Annotated in this window: 21 protein-coding genes and 2 pseudogenes; 18 read left to right on the forward strand and 5 right to left on the reverse strand. The window is 46.6% G+C overall.

From position 1 onward, the window contains the following. The first annotated feature begins 177 nt into the window (after positions 1-177). From abnA to NZD81_RS01275, 16 genes and pseudogenes are all read left to right on the forward strand, one after another. The gene (gene abnA / locus NZD81_RS01200) at positions 178-1,149 is read left to right on the forward strand and encodes an arabinan endo-1,5-alpha-L-arabinosidase AbnA (RefSeq protein ID WP_103030814.1); all 972 of its coding nucleotides are present in this window, start codon (positions 178-180) and stop codon (positions 1,147-1,149) included. A 182-nt stretch (positions 1,150-1,331) separates the two neighbouring features. Beyond that, positions 1,332-2,822, forward strand: coding sequence for an L-arabinose isomerase (gene araA, locus NZD81_RS01205; RefSeq protein WP_289859162.1), 1,491 nt, complete (start codon positions 1,332-1,334; stop codon positions 2,820-2,822). A gap of 13 nt (positions 2,823-2,835) precedes the next feature. Beyond that, complete coding sequence (gene araB, locus NZD81_RS01210) at positions 2,836-4,518, forward strand: ribulokinase (RefSeq protein WP_289859164.1); 1,683 nt, start codon at positions 2,836-2,838, stop codon at positions 4,516-4,518. 16 nt (positions 4,519-4,534) lie between these two features. Continuing rightward, positions 4,535-5,224 (forward strand): L-ribulose-5-phosphate 4-epimerase, encoded by a 690-nt coding sequence (gene araD / locus NZD81_RS01215; protein ID WP_040082189.1) that lies wholly within the window; start codon positions 4,535-4,537, stop codon positions 5,222-5,224. Next, the gene (araL, locus tag NZD81_RS01220; protein ID WP_289859166.1) at positions 5,202-6,020 is read left to right on the forward strand and encodes a sugar-phosphatase AraL; all 819 of its coding nucleotides are present in this window, start codon (positions 5,202-5,204) and stop codon (positions 6,018-6,020) included. The genes araD and araL overlap by 23 nt, the downstream gene beginning before the upstream one ends. Next, positions 6,017-7,201: a sn-glycerol-1-phosphate dehydrogenase gene (gene egsA / locus NZD81_RS01225; RefSeq protein WP_289859167.1), complete on the forward strand. Its 1,185-nt coding sequence runs from the start codon at positions 6,017-6,019 to the stop codon at positions 7,199-7,201. The genes araL and egsA overlap by 4 nt, the downstream gene beginning before the upstream one ends. Positions 7,202-7,231: 30 nt before the next feature. Further along, on the forward strand, positions 7,232-8,533 hold the full coding sequence (gene araN, locus NZD81_RS01230; RefSeq protein ID WP_282373015.1) for an arabinooligosaccharides ABC transporter substrate-binding protein AraN: 1,302 nt from the start codon (positions 7,232-7,234) through the stop codon (positions 8,531-8,533). Between the two features lie 35 nt (positions 8,534-8,568). After that, a complete protein-coding gene (gene araP / locus NZD81_RS01235; RefSeq protein ID WP_014664913.1) occupies positions 8,569-9,510 on the forward strand; it encodes an arabinooligosaccharides ABC transporter permease AraP in 942 nt (313 codons plus the stop codon). Continuing rightward, complete coding sequence (araQ, locus tag NZD81_RS01240; RefSeq protein WP_040082200.1) at positions 9,511-10,356, forward strand: arabinooligosaccharides ABC transporter permease AraQ; 846 nt, start codon at positions 9,511-9,513, stop codon at positions 10,354-10,356. A gap of 18 nt (positions 10,357-10,374) precedes the next feature. Next, the gene (abfA, locus tag NZD81_RS01245) at positions 10,375-11,877 is read left to right on the forward strand and encodes an alpha-L-arabinofuranosidase AbfA (protein WP_147772340.1); all 1,503 of its coding nucleotides are present in this window, start codon (positions 10,375-10,377) and stop codon (positions 11,875-11,877) included. A 150-nt stretch (positions 11,878-12,027) separates the two neighbouring features. Next, positions 12,028-12,354: a PadR family transcriptional regulator gene (locus tag NZD81_RS01250; RefSeq protein ID WP_003222447.1), complete on the forward strand. Its 327-nt coding sequence runs from the start codon at positions 12,028-12,030 to the stop codon at positions 12,352-12,354. After that, positions 12,351-12,905: an HAAS signaling domain-containing protein gene (locus NZD81_RS01255; RefSeq protein ID WP_282373013.1), complete on the forward strand. Its 555-nt coding sequence runs from the start codon at positions 12,351-12,353 to the stop codon at positions 12,903-12,905. Before NZD81_RS01250 ends, NZD81_RS01255 begins: the two co-directional genes overlap by 4 nt. Continuing rightward, entirely contained in the window at positions 12,902-13,792 is an 891-nt protein-coding gene (locus NZD81_RS01260) for a DUF4097 family beta strand repeat-containing protein (protein ID WP_282373012.1), read from the forward strand. The genes NZD81_RS01255 and NZD81_RS01260 overlap by 4 nt, the downstream gene beginning before the upstream one ends. Positions 13,793-13,903: 111 nt before the next feature. Beyond that, the gene (gene cstA, locus NZD81_RS01265) at positions 13,904-15,700 is read left to right on the forward strand and encodes a carbon starvation protein CstA (protein ID WP_282373011.1); all 1,797 of its coding nucleotides are present in this window, start codon (positions 13,904-13,906) and stop codon (positions 15,698-15,700) included. Further along, positions 15,643-15,830: pseudogene (locus tag NZD81_RS01270) on the forward strand (hypothetical protein). Before cstA ends, NZD81_RS01270 begins: the two are co-directional and overlap by 58 nt. Continuing rightward, entirely contained in the window at positions 15,745-16,113 is a 369-nt protein-coding gene (locus NZD81_RS01275) for a VOC family protein (RefSeq protein ID WP_227099012.1), read from the forward strand. The pseudogene NZD81_RS01270 and the gene NZD81_RS01275 overlap by 86 nt, the downstream one beginning before the upstream one ends. A gap of 38 nt (positions 16,114-16,151) precedes the next feature. Here the strand turns inward: NZD81_RS01275 and NZD81_RS01280 are convergent, their stop codons facing one another. From NZD81_RS01280 to sspI, 4 genes are all read right to left on the reverse strand, one after another. Then, positions 16,152-17,486: a (Fe-S)-binding protein gene (locus NZD81_RS01280; protein ID WP_282373010.1), complete on the reverse strand. Its 1,335-nt coding sequence runs from the start codon at positions 17,484-17,486 to the stop codon at positions 16,152-16,154. After that, complete coding sequence (gene glcD / locus NZD81_RS01285) at positions 17,483-18,895, reverse strand: glycolate oxidase subunit GlcD (protein WP_282373008.1); 1,413 nt, start codon at positions 18,893-18,895, stop codon at positions 17,483-17,485. Before glcD ends, NZD81_RS01280 begins: the two co-directional genes overlap by 4 nt. A 102-nt stretch (positions 18,896-18,997) precedes the next feature. After that, positions 18,998-20,104, reverse strand: a complete 1,107-nt coding sequence (locus tag NZD81_RS01290; RefSeq protein ID WP_282373006.1) for a CdaR family transcriptional regulator — start codon at positions 20,102-20,104, stop codon at positions 18,998-19,000. 68 nt (positions 20,105-20,172) lie between these two features. Further along, entirely contained in the window at positions 20,173-20,388 is a 216-nt protein-coding gene (sspI, locus tag NZD81_RS01295; RefSeq protein WP_003222464.1) for a small acid-soluble spore protein SspI, read from the reverse strand. A 118-nt stretch (positions 20,389-20,506) separates the two neighbouring features. Here sspI and NZD81_RS01300 point away from each other — a divergent pair, with 118 nt between their 5' ends. Continuing rightward, positions 20,507-21,253: a TrmH family RNA methyltransferase gene (locus NZD81_RS01300; protein WP_134975965.1), complete on the forward strand. Its 747-nt coding sequence runs from the start codon at positions 20,507-20,509 to the stop codon at positions 21,251-21,253. Between the two features lie 66 nt (positions 21,254-21,319). On the opposite strand, the pseudogene NZD81_RS01305 reads toward NZD81_RS01300, so the two are convergent. Further along, a pseudogene (locus tag NZD81_RS01305) lies at positions 21,320-21,527 on the reverse strand (hypothetical protein). Positions 21,528-21,608: 81 nt separating this feature from the next. Here NZD81_RS01305 and pheS point away from each other — a divergent pair. Continuing rightward, complete coding sequence (gene pheS, locus NZD81_RS01310; RefSeq protein ID WP_040082217.1) at positions 21,609-22,643, forward strand: phenylalanine--tRNA ligase subunit alpha; 1,035 nt, start codon at positions 21,609-21,611, stop codon at positions 22,641-22,643. Positions 22,644-22,655 lie beyond the last annotated feature (12 nt).

Below are 22,655 nucleotides of genomic sequence, written 5' to 3' on the forward strand. Positions count from 1 at the left end.
TCAACAGGCGGATTCTATTTTTTTGTCTGTACAAATTACAGCGGAGTGACTACAATAAAGAGGATACCGAAAATGTCCTGAACATGAAGATCTACGATACCCAGCTCATTTGAAAGGAAGGGAGGGTAAACAATCTATTTTGTAAGCGCTTTCTAATTTAAGGGAGGATGAACAAAATTGAAAACAAAAAAAACATGGAAACGTTTCTTTCACTTTTCGAGTGCCGCTCTGGCTGCAGGTTTGTTATTCACTTCCGCTGCTCCCGCAGAGGCCGCGTTTTGGGGTGCATCCAATGAGCTGCTTCATGACCCGACTATGATTAAAGAGGGGAGCTCATGGTATGCGCTCGGCACAGGGCTTACGGAAGAACGGGGACTGCGGGTGTTGAAGTCTTCAGACGCTAAAAATTGGACCGTACAAAAATCTATTTTCAGCACACCGCTATCGTGGTGGTCCAATTATGTGCCGAATTACGAGCCAAACCAATGGGCGCCGGACATCCAATACTATAACGGAAAGTACTGGCTGTATTATTCTGTTTCTTCTTTTGGAAGCAATACATCTGCCATTGGCCTGGCATCTTCCACAAGCATCAGTTCGGGGAGTTGGAAGGACGAGGGCTTGGTGATTCGTTCGACAAGCTCAAATAATTATAACGCCATTGATCCGGAGCTGACATTCGACAAGGATGGCAACCCGTGGCTCGCGTTCGGCTCGTTTTGGACCGGCATTAAGCTGACCAAGCTTGATAAGAATACGATGAAGCCTACAGGCTCGCTCTATTCGATTGCAGCCAGACCGAATAATGGCGGTGCGCTGGAAGCCCCTGCTCTTACGTATCAAAATGGTTACTACTATTTAATGGTTTCATTTGATAAATGCTGTGCCGGCGTAAACAGTACGTACAAAATTGCTTACGGAAGATCTAAAAACATTACAGGCCCTTATCTTGATAAAAGCGGAAAAAGCATGCTCGAAGGCGGAGGCACCATTTTGGATTCGGGCAATGATCAATGGAAAGGACCTGGAGGCCAGGATATTGTAAATGGAAACATTCTTGTTCGCCATGCCTATGATGCCAATAACAACGGCATTCCAAAGCTTCTTATCAATGATTTGAATTGGAGCTCGGGCTGGCCGTCCTATTGAATCAAAAAGCCGGGGGCAGAGCCCGGCTTTTTTTAAAAGAAAAGATTGACAGTGTAATAGTCAATTACTATAATGAAGTTGTTCGTACAAATTATTATTTATAGGTTTGTTTTCTATCATTAGTACGTATCTTTTTTCTTGTGTTTGAAAGCGTTTTATTTTATGGGAAAGGGGCAGTTTACATGCTTCAGACAAAGGATTATGAATTCTGGTTTGTGACAGGAAGCCAGCACCTATACGGGGAAGAAACGCTGGAACTGGTGGATCAGCATGCGAAAAACATTTGTGAGGGGCTCAGCGGGGTTTCTTCCAGATATAAAATGGTTCATAAGCCCGTCGTCACTTCACCGGAAACGATTAGAGAGCTGTTAAGAGAAGCGGAGTACAGTGAGACGTGCGCTGGCATCATTACATGGATGCACACATTTTCCCCTGCAAAAATGTGGATAGAAGGCCTTTCCTCTTATCAAAAACCGCTTTTGCATTTGCATACCCAATATAATCGCGATATTCCGTGGGGTACGATTGACATGGATTTTATGAACAGCAACCAATCCGCGCATGGCGATCGAGAGTACGGTTACATCAACTCGCGAATGGGGCTTAGCCGAAAAGTCATTGCCGGCTATTGGGATGATGAAGAAGTGAAAAAAGAAATGTCCCAGTGGATGGATACGGCGGCTGCATTAAATGAAAGCAGACATATTAAGGTTGCCAGATTTGGAGATAACATGCGTCATGTCGCGGTAACCGACGGAGACAAGGTCGGGGCGCATATTCAATTTGGCTGGCAGGTTGACGGATATGGAATCGGAGATCTTGTTGAGGTGATGAATCGCATTACGGACGACGAGGTTGACACGCTTTATGCGGAATATGACAGATTATATGTGATCAGAGAGGAAACAAAACGTGACGAAGCAAGGGTAGCATCCATTAAAGAGCAGGCGAAAATTGAACTAGGCTTAACCGCTTTTCTTGAACAAGGCGGATACACAGCGTTTACGACATCGTTTGAAGTGCTGCACGGAATGAAACAGCTGCCGGGACTTGCCGTTCAGCGCCTGATGGAGAAAGGTTACGGTTTCGCCGGTGAAGGGGATTGGAAGACAGCGGCCCTTGTACGGATGATGAAAATCATGGCCAAAGGAAAAAGAACTTCCTTCATGGAAGATTACACGTACCATTTTGAACCGGGAAATGAAATGATTCTGGGCTCTCACATGCTTGAAGTGTGTCCGACTGTCGCTTTGGATCAGCCGAAAATCGAGGTTCACCCGCTTTCGATCGGCGGCAAGGAGGACCCTGCGCGTTTTGTATTTAACGGCATCAGCGGTTCGGCCATTCAAGCCAGCATTGTTGATATTGGCGGGCGTTTCCGCCTTGTGCTGAATGAAGTCAACGGCCAGGAAATTGAAAAAGACATGCCGAATCTGCCGGTGGCCCGAGTTCTCTGGAAGCCGGAGCCGTCATTGAAAACAGCAGCGGAGGCATGGATTTTAGCCGGCGGCGCACACCATACCTGCCTGTCTTATGAACTGACAGCGGAGCAAATGCTTGATTGGGCGGAAATGGCGGGGATCGAAAGTGTTCTCATTTCCCGTGATACGACAATTCATAAACTGAAACACGAGTTAAAATGGAACGAGGCGCTTTACCGGCTTCAAAAGTAGAGGGGGATGTCACATGGCTTACACTATAGGGGTTGATTTTGGAACTTTATCTGGAAGAGCGGTGTTGGTTCATGTCCAAACAGGGGAGGAACTTGCGTCTGCTGTAAAAGAATACAGGCATGCTGTCATTGATACCGTCCTGCCCAAAACGGGCCAAAAGCTGCCGCGCGACTGGGCGCTGCAGCACCCTGCTGATTATCTCGAAGTCTTGGAAACAACCATTCCGTCTTTACTTGAACAGACGGGCGTTGAACCAAAAGACATTATCGGAATTGGGATTGATTTCACGGCATGTACAATCCTTCCTATTGACAGCAGCGGACAGCCGTTGTGCATGCTGCCTGAATATGAAGAGGAGCCGCACAGCTATGTGAAGCTCTGGAAGCATCATGCGGCACAAAAACATGCTGATCGGCTCAATCAAATCGCGGAAGAAGAAGGAGAGGCTTTTTTACAGCGGTACGGAGGAAAAATTTCATCAGAATGGATGATTCCAAAGGTCATGCAAATAGCTGAGGAAGCGACTCACATTTATGAAGCGGCTGACCGGATCATCGAGGCTGCGGACTGGATCGTGTACCAGCTGTGCGGCTCGCTCAAGCGAAGCAACTGTACTGCAGGGTATAAAGCGATTTGGAGTGAAAAAGCGGGATATCCGTCAGATGGTTTTTTTGAGAAATTAAACCCTTCAATGAAAACGATTACAAGAGATAAATTGGCAGGGCCGATTCATTCAGTAGGGGAAAAAGCCGGCGGCCTGACTGACAAAATGGCAAAGCTGACAGGGCTTCTTCCGGGAACGGCTGTTGCGGTTGCCAATGTGGATGCTCATGTTTCCGTGCCGGCGGTCGGCATCACAGAGCCAGGGAAAATGCTGATGATTATGGGAACCTCAACGTGCCATGTTCTTCTTGGTGAAGAGGTGCATATCGTTCCAGGGATGTGCGGCGTTGTGGACAACGGAATTCTCCCGGGCTATGCGGGATATGAAGCCGGACAGTCCTGTGTTGGCGATCATTTTGACTGGTTTGTGAAAACTTGTGTTCCGCAAGCGTATCAAGAGGAAGCAAAGGAAAAAAACATTGGCATTCATGAGCTGCTGAGTGAGAAAGCAAACCATCAAGCGCCGGGTGAAAGCGGCCTGCTTGCTTTAGATTGGTGGAATGGCAACCGTTCAACTCTTGTTGATGCAGATTTAACAGGGATGCTGCTTGGCATAACCCTGCTGACGAAGCCTGAAGAGATTTATAGAGCGTTAGTTGAAGCGACAGCCTACGGAACACGGATGATTATCGAAACGTTCAAAGAAAGCGGGGTTCCGATTGAGGAGCTGTTCGCAGCCGGCGGAATTGCTGAGAAAAACCCGTTTGTCATGCAGATTTATGCGGATGTGACAAACATGGACATTAAAATCTCTGGGTCACCGCAAGCCCCAGCCTTAGGATCTGCCATTTTCGGCGCGCTTGCAGCAGGCAAAGAAAAAGGCGGATACGACGACATCAAAGACGCAGCGGCGAACATGGGAAAACTGAAAGATATATCTTATACGCCAAATGCCGAAAATGCCGCGGTCTATGAAAAATTGTACGCTGAATATAAAGAGCTGGTTCATTATTTCGGAAAAGAAAACCATGTCATGAAGCGTCTGAAAACCATCAAAAATCTTCAATTTTCATCTGCCGCCAAAAAGAATTGATAAAGGGTGATGGAGCATGCTTGAAACATTAAAAAAAGAAGTGCTGGCTGCCAACCTGAAGCTTCAAGAGCATCAGCTGGTAACCTTTACGTGGGGAAATGTCAGCGGCATTGACCGTGAAAAAGAAAGAATTGTCATCAAACCTAGCGGAGTCGAATACAGCGACCTGACAGCAGATGACTTGGTTGTTTTGAACCTTGAAGGAGAAGTCGTCGAAGGCTCGCTTAAGCCTTCTTCAGATACACCTACCCATGTTTATTTATATAAAGCCTTTCCGAATATCGGGGGAATAGTTCATACCCATTCTCAATGGGCGACAAGCTGGGCGCAATCAGGCAGAGACATTCCGCCTTTAGGCACGACTCATGCTGATTATTTTGACAGTGCGATTCCGTGTACTAGAGAAATGTACGATGAAGAAATCATTCATGAGTACGAATTGAATACAGGAAAAGTCATAGCGGAAACCTTTCAGCAGCATAACTACGAACAGGTGCCGGGTGTGCTCGTGAATAATCACGGACCGTTCTGCTGGGGAACGGATGCCTTAAATGCCATTCATAACGCAGTTGTATTAGAAACGGTTGCCGAAATGGCCTATCACTCCATTATGCTGAACAAGGATGTAACCCCAATTAATACAGTCCTGCATGAAAAGCATTTTTATCGAAAACACGGAGCAAATGCGTATTATGGCCAGTCATGATACGCCTGTGTCACCGGCTGGCATTCTGATTGACTTGGACGGTACTGTATTCAGAGGAAATGAGTTGATCGAAGGAGCAAGAGAAGCGATCAAAACGCTTAGGAGAATGGGAAAGAAAATCGTCTTTTTAAGCAACCGGGGGAATATCTCCCGTGCCATGTGCAGAAAAAAACTTCTTGGAGCGGGGATTGAAGCGGATGTAAACGACATTGTTCTGTCGTCGAGTGTAACGGCAGCCTTTCTGAAAAAACATTATCGTTTTTCAAAGGTATGGGTGCTTGGAGAACAAGGTTTGGTTGACGAGCTGAGACTGGCCGGTGTGCAGCGTGCGAACGAACCGAAGGAAGCGGATTGGCTCGTGATCTCCCTTCATGAAACGCTTACGTACAAAGATTTAAATCAAGCCTTTCAAGCGGCCGCCGGCGGCGCTCGTATCATTGCTACAAACAAAGACCGCTCTTTTCCAAACGAAAATGGAAATGCCATTGATGTGGCCGGAATGATTGGGGCGATAGAGGCTTCCGCTCAAGCGAAGACTGAACTTGTTGTCGGAAAGCCGTCTTGGCTGATGGCTGAGGCTGCCTGTACAGCAATGGGGCTGTCCGCACATGAATGCATGATTATAGGAGACAGCATTGAATCAGACATTGCAATGGGAAGGCTTTATGGCCTGAAAAGCGCCTTAGTGCTTACTGGTTCTGCGAAACCGGGAGAACAGCGTTTGTATACGCCGGATTATGTGCTGGGGTCCATAGAGGATGTAACCAAATTGGCTGAGGAGGGGATTCTGATATGAATCGTATCGCAGCTGACGTTCAGCGTGCTTTTGAACACGCCGGAGAAGAGACGTCTCCTATAGAAGTTGAAGAAATTGTCCTCGGTAAACAAGCAGCTGATTCGCTTTTGGATTATGTAAAACGAAAAAACTACAAACATATTGTCCTTGTTTGCGACTCGAATACACACCGCATTGCAGGAATTGATTTGGAAAACCGGCTGAATCAAGCAGGATTTCAGGCCGAGTGCCTGATCATTCCAGAAAATGAAGCCGGAGATGTGACAGCTGATGAACGATCGCTCATTCATGCGCTGATCCATACAAAACAAACAACGGATGTCATGATTGCAGTCGGTTCGGGCACGATTCATGATATCGTCCGCTTTGCGGCGTTTCAGAGAGAGTTGCCGTTTATTTCTTATCCGACTGCTCCATCTGTAGACGGTTTTACGTCAGCCGGGGCGCCGATTATTTTATACGGCACGAAAACAACCATTCAAACGAAGGCCCCATCTGCGCTGTTCGCTGATCTGGATCTATTAAAGGCGGCACCGCAATCAATGGTGGCGGCTGGGTTTGGTGACATGCTCGGTAAAATAACATCTTTAGCAGATTGGGAAATATCCCGGCATCTTGCCGGTGAGCCTTATTCGCCAGCAGGAGCTAAGATCGTTCAAGAGGCGCTTGACGCCTGTATCGCACACACAGAAGACATCGCGATGAAAACGGAAACTGGCATACGGGTGTTGATGGAGTCTTTAATCGTATCGGGGCTTGTCATGCTGGCCTTAGATCATTCCCGCCCGGCATCAGGCGGCGAGCATCATATTTCACATTGGATTGAGATGGAATTAATGGAGAAAAAACGGCCTCAGATTCTTCATGGGGCAAAGGTGGGCTGTGCCGCTGTTTTATTAACTGACACATACAGAAAGCTCGCAAAGGATGAGAGATTGAACGAATTTTCACCAAGCCGGCGGCAAGCCATCCAATCGGCTTATCAAACACTCCCGGAAGGAGAAGTGCTCGCTGACTGGCTGAGATCAGCCGGAGGCCCTGCGTATTTTGACGAAATCGGTGTCGGGCAGGATTCCGTCAAAAATGCCTTCAGACACGCGCACACCTTAAGAGACCGCTGCACCGGATTAAGAATTATCAATGAAAACAAAACGCTGATCAATCATGGTCTATATGAATAGCCCGCACCTCGAATGGAAGGGGTAACGCAGATGAAAAAAATGACTGTCTGTTTTCTTGTGCTCATGATGCTGCTGACATTACTCATTGCCGGGTGTTCAGCAGAAAAATCATCCGGCAAATCGGGTGAAACTCAGCTGACCTTTTGGACATTTAACGGGCTTCATGAGCAGTTCTATGTGGAAATGGTGAAGGAATGGAACAAAAAATATCCTGACCGCAAAATTAAGCTGAATACGGTCGTTTATCCGTATGGGCAAATGCATGATAACTTATCTATCTCCTTGATAGCGGGAGAAGGCGTCCCTGATATTGCCGATGTCGAATTGGCCCGTTTTTCAAACTTTTTGAAGGGCTCTGACATACCGCTTGCCGACTTGACTCCGCTGATTGAAAAGGACCGCGATAAATTCGTTGAGGCGAGGCTGACCCTGTACAGCAAAAACGGAAAGCTTTACGGACTCGATACGCATGTAGGGACAACAGTCATGTTTTATAACATGGATGTGATGAAAAAAGCCGGCGTCAATCCTGACGATATTAAAACATGGGATGATTACCATAAAGCCGGACAGAAAGTGCGCAAAGTGACCGGGAAGCCGATGGGAACGGTGGAAACAAATGATTCCGGAACCTTCTTATCTATGATTTCACAGCAAAACTCAGGCTATTTTGATAAAAACGGCAAGCTGATCCTCAATAATGACACCAACGTAAAAACACTTCAATATTTAAAAGACATGATCAATGATAAAACGATGATTCCTGCTCCAGGCGGCGGGCATCACAGTGAAGAATACTACGGTTTTATGAACCAAGGAGGAGCTGCTTCAGTCCTCATGCCGATTTGGTATATGGGAAGATTTATCGATTATATGCCTGATCTGAAAGGGAAGATTGCCATCAGACCGCTCCCGGCATGGAAAGAGGGGGGCGACCGCTCGGCAGGCTTGGGCGGTACGGCAACCGTTGTACCGAAGCAATCCAAGCATGTTGAGTTAGCAAAAGAGTTTTTGGCCTTTGCGAAGGGCTCTAAAGAAGGAAATAAAAAACTCTGGAGCGTACTCGGGTTTGACCCGCTTCGCTGGGATGTTTGGAGCTCCAAGGAATTGAAAGAGAAAAACAAATACACGGATTACTTCCAAAACGGAACAGGCATTTTTTCTGTGCTGCTCGATATCAAGGATGAAATCAATCCAATTTATTTACATGAGGATTTTGCCAAGGCTTCAGACCTTGTCAACAGAAGCGTATTGTTCGACGCGCTTAAATCCCAGCAAAAAACGCCTAAACAAGCCTTGGACAGAGCGGCAGGTGAACTGAAACAGAAATAGAATCCCATTCAAAAAGTGAAAGCGGGGAGGTTCTCATGAAACCTGTGAAAACGGGAACGGTTCATCCCGTTCCTTCAGCTGCGAAACAATCAGGCTGGCGAGATCTATTTTATTCGAAAAAAGCGGCGCCCTATCTGTTTACAGCGCCATTCGTTTTATCCTTTCTCGTATTTTTTCTATACCCCATCATTAGTGTCTTCATCATGAGCTTTCAAAGAATTTTGCCGGGAGAGGTGTCGTTTGTCGGATTGTCTAATTATACAGCGCTAAACAACCCGACGTTCTATACCGCCCTTTGGAATACGCTGGAATACACCTTTTGGACGCTGATCGTGCTGATTCCTGTCCCATTGCTTCTGGCCATATTCCTGAATTCAAAGCTGGTCAAATTTCGAAATATATTTAAATCAGCGCTATTCATACCGGCATTGACCTCCACCATTGTCGCGGGGATCATTTTTCGGCTGATCTTCGGAGAAATGGAAACGTCTCTGGCTAACTCCATCCTACTCAAACTCGGCTTATCACCTCAGAACTGGATGAACAATGAACATACCGGCATGTTTTTGATGGTGCTGCTTGCTTCGTGGAGATGGATGGGAATCAACATCCTTTACTTTTTAGCAGGTCTGCAAAATGTGCCGAAAGAGCTGTACGAAGCTGCTGATATAGACGGGGCGAATACGATGAAAAAATTCCGACACATTACGCTGCCGTTTCTCAAGCCTGTTACCGTATATGTGCTGACCATCAGCATAATCGGCGGCTTCAGAATGTTTGAGGAAAGCTACGTGCTTTGGCAGAATAATTCCCCGGGTAATATTGGTCTGACGCTTGTCGGATATTTGTATCAGCAGGGGCTTGCCTACAACGAAATGGGGTACGGAGCGGCCATCGGCATTGTGCTTTTGATTGTGATACTTGTTGTCAGCCTGATTTCATTAAAGCTTTCAGGCTCGTTTAAGGGGGAGGGATAAATGTTGCGGAACAGTCCTCAGTTTAGCGTTTACAGAATTGCGCTGACTCTGTTTTTTATGATGCTGAGCCTATTGTATATTTTTCCGATTTTCTGTTTGCTTTTAGGATCCTTAAAGCCGTCATCTGAGCTTTTGCGTGTGGGGCTGAATCTTGACATTGATCCTAAAGTAATGAGTCTTGACAATTATACATTTCTGTTTAACGGCGGCAGTATTTATTTCAAATGGTTCTTTAACAGCCTTGTGCTTGGGCTTTTCACAACCGTGCTCACCCTGTTTTTTTCTTCGATGATCGGGTACGGGCTTGCGGTTTATGATTTTAAGGGCAGAAGTATCATCTTTGTTCTTGTGCTGATTATCATGATGGTTCCGCTGGAGGTTATGATGCTTCCTCTGTTTAAGCTAACCGTCGGACTGCACTTGATCGATTCGTATACGGGTGTCATATTGCCGTTTATCGTTTCACCTGTTGCCGTATTCTTTTTTAGGCAATATGCGCTTGGTCTTCCAAGAGATCTGTTGGATTCTGCAAGAATGGACGGCTGTACGGAATTTGGCATCTTTTTCAGGATTATGGCACCGCTGATGAAACCGGCTTTCGGCGCGATGATCATCCTTCAGTCCTTAAACAGCTGGAACAATTTCTTGTGGCCGCTGATTGTGCTTCGGTCGAAAGAAATGTTTACGCTTCCAATTGGGCTTTCCAGCTTGCTGAGCCCTTATGGCAACAACTATGACATGCTTATATCCGGCTCGGTATTTGCAATTTTGCCGGTCATTATCATTTTCTTGTTTTTCCAAAAATACTTTATCTCCGGCCTGACGGTAGGGGGAGTCAAAGGTTAATGAAGGAGGAAACGTGTGATGAAAAAAGCGCGAATGATTGTAGACAAAGAATATAAAATCGGTGAAGTAGACAAACGGATTTACGGATCGTTTATCGAACATATGGGGCGTGCGGTATACGAAGGCATATATGAGCCTGATCACCCTGAAGCGGATGAAGATGGGTTTAGAAAAGATGTCCAGTCGCTGATTAAAGAATTACAGGTTCCGATCATCCGTTATCCGGGCGGAAACTTTTTATCCGGATACAACTGGGAGGACGGTGTCGGACCAGTTGAAAATCGCCCGAGACGGCTTGACTTGGCATGGCAAACGACAGAAACCAATGAAGTGGGAACAAATGAATTTTTAACTTGGGCAAAAAAGGTGAACACCGAGGTCAATATGGCCGTCAATCTCGGCACAAGAGGCATAGATGCCGCCCGTAATCTCGTTGAATATTGCAATCATCCGAAAGGCTCTTATTGGAGTGATTTAAGAAGATCACATGGCTATGAACAGCCGTACGGCATCAAAACATGGTGCTTAGGAAACGAAATGGATGGACCGTGGCAGATCGGCCACAAAACAGCTGATGAATACGGACGGCTAGCCGCAGAGACGGCAAAGGTCATGAAATGGGTTGACCCATCAATTGAACTTGTTGCCTGCGGCAGCTCAAACAGCGGCATGCCGACCTTTATCGATTGGGAAGCGAAGGTGCTTGAGCATACGTACGAGCATGTTGACTATATCTCTCTTCACACCTACTACGGAAACCGGGATAACAATCTGCCAAACTATTTGGCCCGTTCCATGGATCTGGATCATTTCATTAAATCTGTCGCCGCAACCTGTGACTATGTAAAAGCAAAAACACGCAGCAAGAAAACAATCAATCTCTCTTTGGATGAATGGAACGTATGGTATCACTCAAATGAGGCTGATAAAAAAGTCGAGCCTTGGATCACTGCGCGTCCGATTTTAGAGGATATTTACAATTTTGAAGATGCCTTATTAGTCGGCTCGCTCCTCATTACGATGCTGCAGCACGCAGATCGCGTGAAAATCGCGTGTCTTGCGCAGCTTGTCAATGTCATCGCGCCGATCATGACGGAAAAAGGCGGAGAAGCATGGAGACAGCCGATTTTCTATCCATACATGCATGCTTCTGTTTACGGAAGGGGCGAGTCACTGAAACCGCTTATTTCTTCTCCGAAGTACGACTGTTCTGATTTTACTGATGTGCCATATGTTGATGCTGCTGTTGTGTACTCTGAAGAGGAAGAAACCCTCACTATTTTTGCGGTAAACAAGGCTGAGGATCAGATGGAGACGGAGATTTCGCTCAGAGGCTTTGAATCCTACCAAATCGCAGAGCACATCGTACTTGAGCATCAGGATATCAAAGCGACAAACCAGCATAACAGAAAGAATGTCGTCCCGCATTCCAACGGAACATCGTCTGTTAGCGAAAACGGCTTAACTGCTCATTTCACGCCGCTTTCCTGGAATGTGATCCGCCTGAAAAAACAATCATAAGAGAAGCAAAGCCGGAGATTTCTCTCCGGTTTTTCTTTTTTCTCAGTAGATATCATTCAGTACCTTGTAATGTTCAGTAGTGGATGTTACCATATGGATAAGTGATGGGAAAAATAAACAAAATTGACCAGCCGCAGGGAGGATCTTATGATGAATGCTCAATTTAAAAAGGGAGCATTAGAGCTATGTGTGCTTGTATTAATATCCGAAAAAGACCAATACGGATATGAGCTTTCTCAAAACATTTCCAGACACATGGCGATAGCTGAAGGCACCTTATATCCTCTTCTCAGGAGACTGACGAAAGAAGAATATTTAGAAACATATATGGCGCCGTCTTCCGAAGGGCCTGCCAGAAAATATTACACGATGTCAAAGCTTGGTTTCATGCGAATGAAACTGCTGCTGGCAGAATGGGATCAGTTCACAGCATCTGTCAATCAAATCATTGATGCGGCAAGGGGAGGAGAACGATGAATCAAGAACAGTTTTTACAGGAGTTAAGTAAAGCGCTACAGCCGCTTTCTAAAGAAGAGCGGAATGAGATCTTATTTGATTTTGAAGAACATATTACAGAAGGGATGAAAGAAGGCAGGCCGGAAGCGGACATCATCAGGGAACTCGGCTCCCCAAAACAAATAGCAAAGGAATTGGTGCCAGATGTCACGGAAACTGCTCCAGCAGTGCAGCGCCCTAAGAAGAACCTCTTTCAGATGGCATGTTCAGCAGCAGCGATAAGCATCTTAAATTTGATTTTTGTGCTGGGACCAGCTATTGGCATTTTTGGAGTGTACGTGGGTTTATGCGGGGCGGCGCTTGCACTAACTGTATCACCAATTATGTTTGTCGGCATGGTGATGTTTCAAATGAATACGCACATGATGCTGGAGTTCTTTTTATCAATCGTGTTTGGCAGTCTGGGGCTGCTCTTGTGTATAGGGCTGTGGCATTTAGGCAAGCTGCTGTATGGCATGAGTTTGCGATATATCAGATATAATTTAAAGCTGGTGACGGGGGCGCAGACATGAAAAAAATCATAATAGGATTGATCGCAGTATTTGCAGTCGGGGTAATCGGGGCTGTCATCTCTGCTGCTGCCTCGGATTTTACAAAAGAAGAGGTGAAAGCTGCCGAAACATATGATCCTGCAGATATTAAAAAAATTGAGGTAACAACGAGCTCTATGCATGCAGAGGTCAAAAGCGGGCAAACGGATGATATTCAGGTAGCCGCTGAAGGGCTAGTCAGTGATAAAAGCAAAAAGCTGTTCGATGTGAGCCAAGATGGCAATTCATTAACAATCAATCAAATAGCACGCGAGAATATCATCTCTTTTATACCGTGGGGCAGCGAAAAGGATATGAAAATCACAATCACGATTCCGGAAAAGAAGTATGAAGAGATAACCGTAACGACAACCTCTGGCGATATTTTGATAGAAAATACGCAAACGGATCAATCAGCTGCTGACTCTACATCAGGAAATATTGAGCTGAAGCATACACGCATCGAAAACGAGCTGACGCTAAAAACAACGAGTGGGGAAATTCAAACTGACCAAAATTCATTCGGCCAAGGTGAGGTAAAGACAACAAGCGGATCAATAAAAAGCAGCCGCACAACAGCTGAAAAGGTGAACTATAAGACAACTTCCGGTGATATTGATCTTCTTCAGGATCATCAGAACGAAGAGATCGACATCGTCACTACGAGCGGAAGTGTGTCAGTAGAGTATCAGAAAGAACCTGCATCTTTGGCAGTGGATTTTCAGGCAGACTCAGGGGATGCCGCGGCCAATCTCGATCACATCTTGTATAAAGAAAAATCAGAGCACCGTATTGTAGGTTATGTAGGTGATAGCCCCTCTAACCATTTAAAAGTTCGTACAACATCTGGAGACATTGAACTAAACTAACTGCCACGAGCCGGCCCATCCCAGCCGGCTTTTTTGTATAGGAAAAAATGACCGCTTTTCCCCATGAAATTATGATATATTTATGAAAAACAGCAAAGGGGATGGGAGAAAATGAATGCGGTTACAATTGTGATAGCGTCAATGTGTATTTTGGCTATTGCCTATCGTTTATACGGAACATTTATGATGGTGAAGGTTCTCAAAGTGAATGATGACAAGCCGACACCCGCTCACACGCTTGAGGATGGGAAAGACTATGTGCCTACAAATAAATGGGTTTCGTTCGGCCACCATTTTGCCGCGATCGCAGCGGCCGGGCCGCTGGTCGGACCCATTCTGGCGGCGCAGTTTGGCTATTTGCCGGGGTTATTGTGGCTGTTAATCGGGGCGGTAATAGGGGGAGCCGTCCATGATATTGTTGTGCTGTTTGCATCAATGCGCAAAAACGGAAAATCGCTGTCGGAAGTGGCGAAGGATGAGCTTGGCCCTGTTGCCGGCTTTTGTACGGGACTGTCCATGCTGTTTATTATCACGATTACGATGGCGGGTCTCTCGATGGTCGTGCTGCACGCGCTTGAACGCAATCCGTGGGGGACATTTGCGGTAGGGATTACGATTCCGATTGCGATGGGCGTGGGCTTATTTTATAAGAAAACGGGAAATTTAAAGCTCGCGTCAACGGTCGGTTTTCTCTTTTTAATGACAGGAGTCTTTATCGGCCCATGGGTACAGACTACCGCGCTCGGTGACTTTTTAACACTAGATACGAAAACGCTTGCAATCGCGCTCCCTGTTTATGCGTTTTTTGCCGCTGCGCTTCCTGTTTGGCTGCTTCTCGCACCGCGTGATTATTTAAGCAGCTTTATGAAAATCGGTGTTTTTATCGCTTTGATTGTTGGTGTGTTTGTCGTCAATCCGTCCATTCCGTTTCCTGCGTTTACAGAATTCGTAAAAGGCGGCGGGCCTGTGCTGGCAGGACCTGTCTGGCCGTTCATCTCAATAACCATCGCCTGCGGGGCGATCTCTGGTTTCCATGCCTTTGTCGGCTCAGGAACGACACCCAAAATGCTGAATAAATGGAGTGATATGAAGCCGGTGGCGTTTGGCGCAATGCTTGTTGAGTGTCTTGTCGGCATCATGGCACTGATTGCGGCCACCGCCTTACAGCCTGCTGATTACTTTGCGATTAACAGCACGCCGGAGGTTTTCCGTACGCTTGGCATGAATGTCGTCCATCTGCCTGAATTGAGCAGGGAAATCGGCTTGGACTTAGAAGGGAGAACTGGGGGAGCCGTCACGCTTGCGGTGGGTATGACTTATATTTTTACCGGAATGCCGTTTTTCAGCCATTTGGCCTCATACTTTTTCCAATTTGTCATTATGTTTGAAGCGGTATTTATTTTAACAGCGATTGACGCCGGCACACGTGTTGCCCGTTATTTGATCCAGGATTTCTTCGGAGAGGTGTATAAACCGCTGAAGAAAATAGACTGGATTCCGGGCTCTGTATTTGCCAGCGCGCTTGCCTGTTTGATGTGGGGGTACTTGCTGTATTCAGGAGATATCGGTTCCATTTGGGCGCTGTTCGGCGTTTCCAATCAGCTGATGGCGTCAGTAGGGCTGATTATCGGAGCGACCATCGTGTTGAAAATCGCCGATAAACGCCGATACATTTTGACATGTCTTATCCCGCTTGCCTATTTATATGTCACTGTCAACTATGCGGGCTTTTGGATGGTGCGCCATGTGTATCTTAATCCTGAAGCAGCAGGATATAGTGTATTGAATGGCGTATTATCTATCATCATGCTGGTGTTAGGCTTCATCATTATTGTGGCGGCCGTGAAAAAGTGGGCGCAGATGTGGAGAGATCCGAGTTTAAGGATGGAAGCATCTATACCGGGCTAGAAGGACTATTGAAATGCTGAGGGGGCGGGGCAATGAATCTATCAATGAAATATCTTATTCTATACGTATCGGACAGCAAGCGGGCTATTCATTTTTATCGGGATATTTTAGGACTGCCGATTCGTGCTGAACACGGCACGTATGTCGAATTTGAAACAGGATCGACGATATTGGCGCTTAATACACGGGAAAGCGCCAGAGATATCACAGCGCTGGACATTCCGGAAACATCTGCTTCAAACACATTTGAAATCGGGTTTGTTACTGAAAATGTAGAAACTGTCATCAAAAGGATGAGAGAACAAGGTGTCTCGATTATCGGGGAGCCGAAAGTGAAACCATGGGGGCAGACGGTCGCCTATATCGCAGATCCGGATGGACATTATATCGAAATTTGCAGTCCGATGGAATAACGAACAAAAGCCCAAAACAATTTCTGTTTTGGGCTTTCTCATGTTGTTTTCTGCCCGGTTGCTTCTAATAGCAAATCAGCCAGGTGAACGGCTCTGACTTTACCGCTTAGTCCTTCGCGTTCAATCCCGAGCTTCATCTGCAGCAGGCAGCCCGGGTTTGCTGTTACAATGAGGATCGCTTCGGTTGCTTTGACGGCAGCCATTTTACTGTCCAGTATTTTCATAGACATTTCAGCTTCGACGATGTTGTAAATTCCCGCTGATCCACAGCAGCTGTCTGCTTTCTCCATTTCTCTGAATTCAGCCCCTTTGATGCTCTGGAGCAGCTGGCGGGGCTCAAGCGACGTATGCATTACATTTCTTAGGTGGCATGAATCTTGATAGGTAACGACCTGAGGCGTCCTGAGCGCTAAGTCCATTTGATGGAAATCGAGTTCAACCAAAACGGAAGAAAAATCCTTCAGCTTTTGAACAAAAGCGGCGGCACGCTCCGACCACTCCGGCTCATCCTTCAGCAAATGATCATATTCAGTAAGAAAGGCTCCGCATCCTCCGGCGTTTGTGATGACAGCATCCACGTCTAACGCTTCGAAAGCAGCGATATTTTGTTTCGCGAGCTCTTTCCCTGCGTTTTTTTCACCGCTATGCCCATGCAGTGCCCCGCAGCAAGCCTGTTCAGGCGGGATGACAATGTCGCAGCCTGCCAGCTGCAGCAGCTTCAATGTGGCATTGTTAGTCGGTAAAAACATCGTATCCATTAAACAGCCCGAAAAAAAGGCGACCCGTTTTTTCATGGGGCCAATGGACGGCAGGAAATGCGGCCGATTGTTCATTTCTTTGCTTTTTGGAACATCAGGAAGAACAGCTTCCATCGTCCGCAAATGCTCAGGCAGGACCCGAAGCATACCGGTTTTTCGCACAGCGGTTTGCAGTCCTGACCGCTGATACAAACCGATAAGGCTTACAGCTGAGCGCATGCGGTTTTGGTGAGGAAACAGCTCGTGAAAAGCCGTCTTTCGCATGACACGTGCGCCAAGCGAGTGTTTTTTATTTTGGTGGATAATATCTCTGGCTTCCTCCAGCAGCTGACCGTATTTCACGCCGGATGGGCATACGGGTTCACAGGCTCGGCAGCCGAGGCAAAGTGACAGCGAACGTTCGACATCATCATCCGGTTCAATCATACCGTCCGCCACGGCTTTCATTAAGGCGATACGCCCGCGCGGGGAGTGTGTTTCCTGAAACCCTGATTCGATATAGGTCGGACAGGAAGGAAGACAAAATCCGCAGCGCATACAATTTAATAACTCACCTTCATCCATACGCTCTTTAAATTCATTTTGGATCTGTTTCATTTCTTTTTCTGTTGTCATCTTTGTGCCACCACACGTTTTCTGGCATCTTTTGCAAACACTTTGCCGGGATTTAATATGTTCTGGGGATCAAATGCCGCTTTCAACGCTTTCATCGCATCAATGCCTTCTTTTTTTAGCTTCATCTCCAAGTAAGGCGCTTTCATGGCCCCGACTCCGTGCTCTCCGGTTATCGTGCCGCCAAGTTCAATCGCTTTCTCAAAAATCTCGGCAAAAGCCTGTTCGACACGCTCCATCTCATCTTCATTGCGTATATCTGTCGTGCATGTCGGATGGAGGTTCCCGTCTCCTGCATGGCCGAAGGTGCAAATGGAAATATCGTATTTAGCAGCAATATGATTAATCGCTTTGACCATATTGGCGATTTCTGAGCGAGGAACAGTCGCATCCTCTAAAATCGTCGTCGGCTTGAGGCGTGCAAGGGCAGAAAGGGCGGAGCGCCGAGCTTCAGTCAGGGCGAATGCCTCCTCCTCCGTTTGTGCGGTCTGAACGGAAACGGCGTCGCCTTTTTTGCAGATCGCCTCAATCTTTTCCATATCCCGTTCAACGGTTTCAAGCGGCCCGTCTTGTTCAATTAACAGAACTGCTTTTGCGCTTGTCGGAAGTCCGATTTTGGCATAATCCTCAATTACCAATAGTGTAGGCTGGTCGAGAAATTCAAGCGTTGCGGGTATCATTTTCGCGGCAATAATGTCCGATACCGTTTGAGCAGCAGCATCGATGCTTTCATAAATGGCAAGCAGCGTCTTCTTGGTTTCCGGTTTTGGAACAAGTTTGACGATGGCTTCTGTCACAATGCCGAGTGTTCCTTCTGAACCGACAAAAAGACGCGTCAGATCGTATCCGGCCACATCCTTCGCGAGTTTTCCTCCGGTGCGGATGATGTCTCCATTTGCGAGCACCACCTCCAGACCAATCACATAGTCGCGGGTGACGCCGTATTTTAATCCGCGGAGCCCGCCGGAATTTTCATTGATGTTTCCGCCGATGGTTGATATTTTCATAGAACTCGGATCGGGCGGATAAAATAAACCTTTGCTTTCAACTGCACGGATCATATCCAACGTAATGACGCCCGGCTGAACTGTGGCAGTTAAATTTTCTTCATCAATCTCAAGAATCTTGTTCATGTGCTTAAAGAGAAGCACAAGTCCGCCTTCAGTCGGGCACGTGCCGCCGCATAGGTTTGTCCCTGATCCTCTCGGAACGATCGGCACGCGATGTTCTCTGCAAATCGTTAAAATTTGTGAAACTTCATCTGTATTCCTGGGCGCAATCACGGCATCAGGCATAGATTGAAACTGCGGCGTCGCATCATAAGAATAAACGAGCCGGCCGGCTTTTGAGTCATCAAAGTTTTCGGGTCCGACGATTTGAATCAGCTGTTCTTTTACATCCTTTGTGATCATTTCACCAATCCCCCTGTTGAAAAACGCTTTCAATCTATTGTAAAAGAAAAAAAGCAAAGCTTTCCATGGAGAAACATACAAAAAATGAAACTAAAACTCTTTCTATTTTGTATCTTGATCTAAAAAATAGAGTGCGACGTACATCGTGACGATGTCCTCGGTGCGGTCAAAGTGCAAACCGGTCAGCTGTTCAGCCTTAGCCAGACGATAACGCAATGTATTGATATGAATATGCATATCTTCTGCGGTTTGTTTCAAAGACAAATCATGTAGAAAGAAGGTCCGTATCGTTCTCATTAGTTCCTGATACCGAAGCGTCCCTCTGAATACTCTTTGCGGAAATTCGTTTCTGGTCCCTGGGCTGATTTCCGTCAGACACATATCAAGCTTCAGATCCTCTTCGAATATGGGCGTTTTTCGCTTAAGGCTGACAGCCAGCGCTTTTTCCGCTTGCTCGTATGAATCTGTCAGGCTGGAGCTTGCGACAGTCCTTCCAGCGCCAGCTGCTGCCAATTGGCTGTTTGCGGTATTGGCAAACGAACAAATGTGAAGGATCAGCCGTAAAAGCCGATCTCTTTGTTCATGCTGTGGCACTTCGTGATTAATCAAAATCCGTTCATTTCCCCACCTGATGAACAAATCCGCAGGGTACGAGGATTTCCAAATACGTGCCATTTGCTCAATATCATGAGGTGACCACTCATACCCCTGAATCAGAATCATTTGACGCCGGGAGGCAAGGTCAACACCAAGAAGCTGAGCTTTCTCAAGAAAACCCGAAGACCACTCTTTTAATTGCAGCCAATCGATCATAAAAGACTCCAGCATTCTTTCACGCCACTGGGACTGCTCTAAATGCCATGATTCCTTAATGAACAGCTCTGTCATTTTTCGAAGCAGTTCTCCGTAAGGCTGGATCTCAGCGGGCTCACCTGTCAGCCCGAAGACAGCGATCACATCATGATCAGAAAATACAGGGAGATTGATGCCTGCCTTTACTCCTTTTAACCTTTTTTCATCTTCCTTTGTAATAATGACGCTGCGTTTTTCTTTTGCGCAGAGAAATGCTCCCTCATGAAATTGTCCGACCCGCTCATCGTTTGTGCTTGCCATAATAAGGCCATCCGTGTTTACGATAATGACCTCACGTTCGTACATTTTTTTGACTTCAGCAATAATTTTTTTCGCTAATAATGGCTGTAAAAACATGGCGTTCCCCCTCATCATGTTTTTATTATATAAGAAAAAAACCGGGCGCAGTCACCCGGTTTCATGTCTTATTGGGCGGGTTTTAATCCGCCTTCAAGCGTTTTCAGCATTTCGTTTTTCTCACTTTCGGATGCGTGCTGCCAAATGACTTCAAATAAAACGCCGAGCCCTGGAAGCATTTTCTCTTCACCGCTTTGAATCGCATCTACAATTGTATGCTCAAGCTGTTCCTGATTATTGCCGGTTACGTTGGCAATGACGGCATGACGTAAATTAAGATCCATGTAAAACGCTCCTTTTCCTAAAATGTAATACGTATATTCTAACCCTGCACCTGGTTTATTATGTGCTGTTCTTGCGATATAATAACATCATGTTAAAAAAAGGAGCGCCACACAGACAGTGAAACATATAGAATCAGCAAAAAACCAAAAAGTGAAGGATTGGAAAAAGCTTCACACAAAAAAAGAACGAACAAAAACAAATACATTTCTGATAGAGGGAGAACACCTCGTTGAAGAGGCGCTGAAAAGCCCGGGTACGGTGAAAGAAATTCTTGTAAAGGATGAAACAAAGATTCCTTCAGATCTTGAGGCGGGTATCCAGTGCTATGTGCTGAGCGAAGATGCGTTCTCAGCTGTGACTGAAACCGAAACGCCGCAGCAGATTGCCGCCGTATGCCATATGCCTGAAGAACAGCTGGCAACGGCACGTAAGGTGCTGCTGATTGATGCCGTTCAAGATCCGGGAAACCTAGGCACAATGATTCGAACGGCTGATGCGGCCGGTTTGGATGCAGTTGTACTCGGTGACGGCACGGCCGACGCCTTTAACGGAAAAACACTGCGGTCTGCGCAAGGATCTCACTTTCATATTCCTGTTGTGAGAAAAAACCTGCAGTCGTATGTGGACGAATTGAAGGCAGAGGGCGTAAAAGTGTACGGCACGGCGCTACAAAACGGAGCGCCTTACCGGGAGATCCCTCAGTCTGAATCCTTTGCGCTCATTGTAGGAAATGAAGGCGCAGGGGTGGATGCTGCATTGCTGGAAAAAACGGATTTGAACCTGTACGTGCCGCTTTACGGACAGGCTGAATCACTAAACGTTGCAGTTGCGGCTGCCATCCTCGTGTATCACTTGCGAGGATAGTGTTGCGTCAAGCGTTGGATTTCTCTATAATAGAACATAATATTTCAAAAACCGTGACAGAGGACCTCAATTTCTGATCAACTGCTTTCCAGGGAGAAAATGCCGCTGACTGAGAGCATTTTTAACGCAGCCGGAAGTTGGCTTCACCTCTTGAGTTGTCGCCGGGACCGCGCCACACTGCGCGTAAAGGTGAACCGGAATCTGATTCCGTTATGTCAATGAAGCTGACGACAGCATCAGTCTGTCTGAAATAAGGGTGGTACCGCGGCCACAACTCGTCCCTTGTATAAGGGGCGGGTTTTTTTTGTTTTCCAAAGACATATGACGGTTTGTTTACATAAAAGGAGGATGCAAAATGGAAGAAAAGCTAAAACAGCTGGAACAAGAAGCTTTAGAACAAGTAGAAGCGGCAAGCTCATTAAAGGTTGTCAATGATATTCGGGTGCAATATCTCGGAAAAAAAGGGCCGATTACAGAAGTGCTGCGCGGCATGGGCAAACTTTCTGCTGAGGAACGTCCGAAAATGGGCGCGCTCGCGAACGAAGTAAGAGAGCGTATCGCCAATGCGATTGCTGTCAAAAACGAAAAACTTGAAGAAGAGGAAATGAAGCAGAAGCTTGCGGGACAGACAATCGACGTCACGCTGCCGGGGAACCCTGTCGCAGTCGGCGGCCGCCATCCGCTCACTGTTGTCATTGAAGAAATTGAAGACTTATTCATCGGTATGGGCTACACAGTCGAGGAAGGACCAGAGGTTGAAACGGATTATTACAATTTCGAATCGCTTAACCTGCCGAAAGAACACCCTGCGCGCGATATGCAGGACAGCTTTTACATCACAGAGGAGACTCTGATGAGAACGCAAACTTCTCCTGTGCAAACACGGACGATGGAAAAGCATGAAGGCAAAGGGCCGGTTAAAATCATTTGTCCGGGTAAAGTGTACCGCCGCGATAACGATGATGCGACGCACTCTCACCAATTTATGCAAATTGAAGGGCTTGTCGTCGACAAAAACATCAGCATGAGTGATTTAAAAGGAACGCTTGAACTCGTTGCGAAAAAAATGTTCGGGCAAGACCGTGAAATCAGACTCCGCCCAAGCTTCTTCCCGTTTACTGAGCCTTCAGTAGAAGTGGATGTGACATGCTTTAAATGCGGTGGAAACGGCTGCTCAGTATGTAAAGGAACAGGCTGGATCGAAATCCTCGGCGCCGGCATGGTTCACCCGAATGTGCTTAAAATGGCTGGCTTTGACCCGAAGGAATATCAGGGCTTCGCATTCGGAATGGGTGTTGAGCGCATCGCGATGCTGAAATACGGCATTGATGATATCCGCCACTTCTATACAAACGATGTCAGATTTATTTCGCAGTTTAAACAGGCGTAAGAGGAGGATGCA

Source organism: Bacillus sp. B.PNR1 (assembly GCF_030386235.1).
Lineage (GTDB): Bacteria > Bacillota > Bacilli > Bacillales > Bacillaceae > Bacillus > Bacillus stercoris.

Bases quoted from the DNA above. Each gene is read 5' to 3' on its own strand.
- araA (WP_289859162.1), top strand. From the start codon at position 1,332: ATGCTTCAGACAAAGGATTATGAATTCTGGTTTGTGACAGGAAGCCAG.
- araB (WP_289859164.1), top strand. From the start codon at position 2,836: ATGGCTTACACTATAGGGGTTGATTTTGGAACTTTATCTGGAAGAGCG.
- araD (WP_040082189.1), top strand. From the start codon at position 4,535: ATGCTTGAAACATTAAAAAAAGAAGTGCTGGCTGCCAACCTGAAGCTT.
- araL (WP_289859166.1), top strand. From the start codon at position 5,202: ATGCGTATTATGGCCAGTCATGATACGCCTGTGTCACCGGCTGGCATT.
- egsA (WP_289859167.1), top strand. From the start codon at position 6,017: ATGAATCGTATCGCAGCTGACGTTCAGCGTGCTTTTGAACACGCCGGA.
- araN (WP_282373015.1), top strand. From the start codon at position 7,232: ATGAAAAAAATGACTGTCTGTTTTCTTGTGCTCATGATGCTGCTGACA.
- araP (WP_014664913.1), top strand. From the start codon at position 8,569: ATGAAACCTGTGAAAACGGGAACGGTTCATCCCGTTCCTTCAGCTGCG.
- araQ (WP_040082200.1), top strand. From the start codon at position 9,511: ATGTTGCGGAACAGTCCTCAGTTTAGCGTTTACAGAATTGCGCTGACT.
- abfA (WP_147772340.1), top strand. From the start codon at position 10,375: ATGAAAAAAGCGCGAATGATTGTAGACAAAGAATATAAAATCGGTGAA.
- NZD81_RS01250 (WP_003222447.1), top strand. From the start codon at position 12,028: ATGAATGCTCAATTTAAAAAGGGAGCATTAGAGCTATGTGTGCTTGTA.
- NZD81_RS01255 (WP_282373013.1), top strand. From the start codon at position 12,351: ATGAATCAAGAACAGTTTTTACAGGAGTTAAGTAAAGCGCTACAGCCG.
- NZD81_RS01260 (WP_282373012.1), top strand. From the start codon at position 12,902: ATGAAAAAAATCATAATAGGATTGATCGCAGTATTTGCAGTCGGGGTA.
- cstA (WP_282373011.1), top strand. From the start codon at position 13,904: ATGAATGCGGTTACAATTGTGATAGCGTCAATGTGTATTTTGGCTATT.
- NZD81_RS01275 (WP_227099012.1), top strand. From the start codon at position 15,745: ATGAAATATCTTATTCTATACGTATCGGACAGCAAGCGGGCTATTCAT.
- NZD81_RS01280 (WP_282373010.1), bottom strand. From the start codon at position 17,486: ATGACAACAGAAAAAGAAATGAAACAGATCCAAAATGAATTTAAAGAG.
- glcD (WP_282373008.1), bottom strand. From the start codon at position 18,895: ATGATCACAAAGGATGTAAAAGAACAGCTGATTCAAATCGTCGGACCC.
- NZD81_RS01290 (WP_282373006.1), bottom strand. From the start codon at position 20,104: ATGTTTTTACAGCCATTATTAGCGAAAAAAATTATTGCTGAAGTCAAA.
- sspI (WP_003222464.1), bottom strand. From the start codon at position 20,388: ATGGATCTTAATTTACGTCATGCCGTCATTGCCAACGTAACCGGCAAT.
- pheS (WP_040082217.1), top strand. From the start codon at position 21,609: ATGGAAGAAAAGCTAAAACAGCTGGAACAAGAAGCTTTAGAACAAGTA.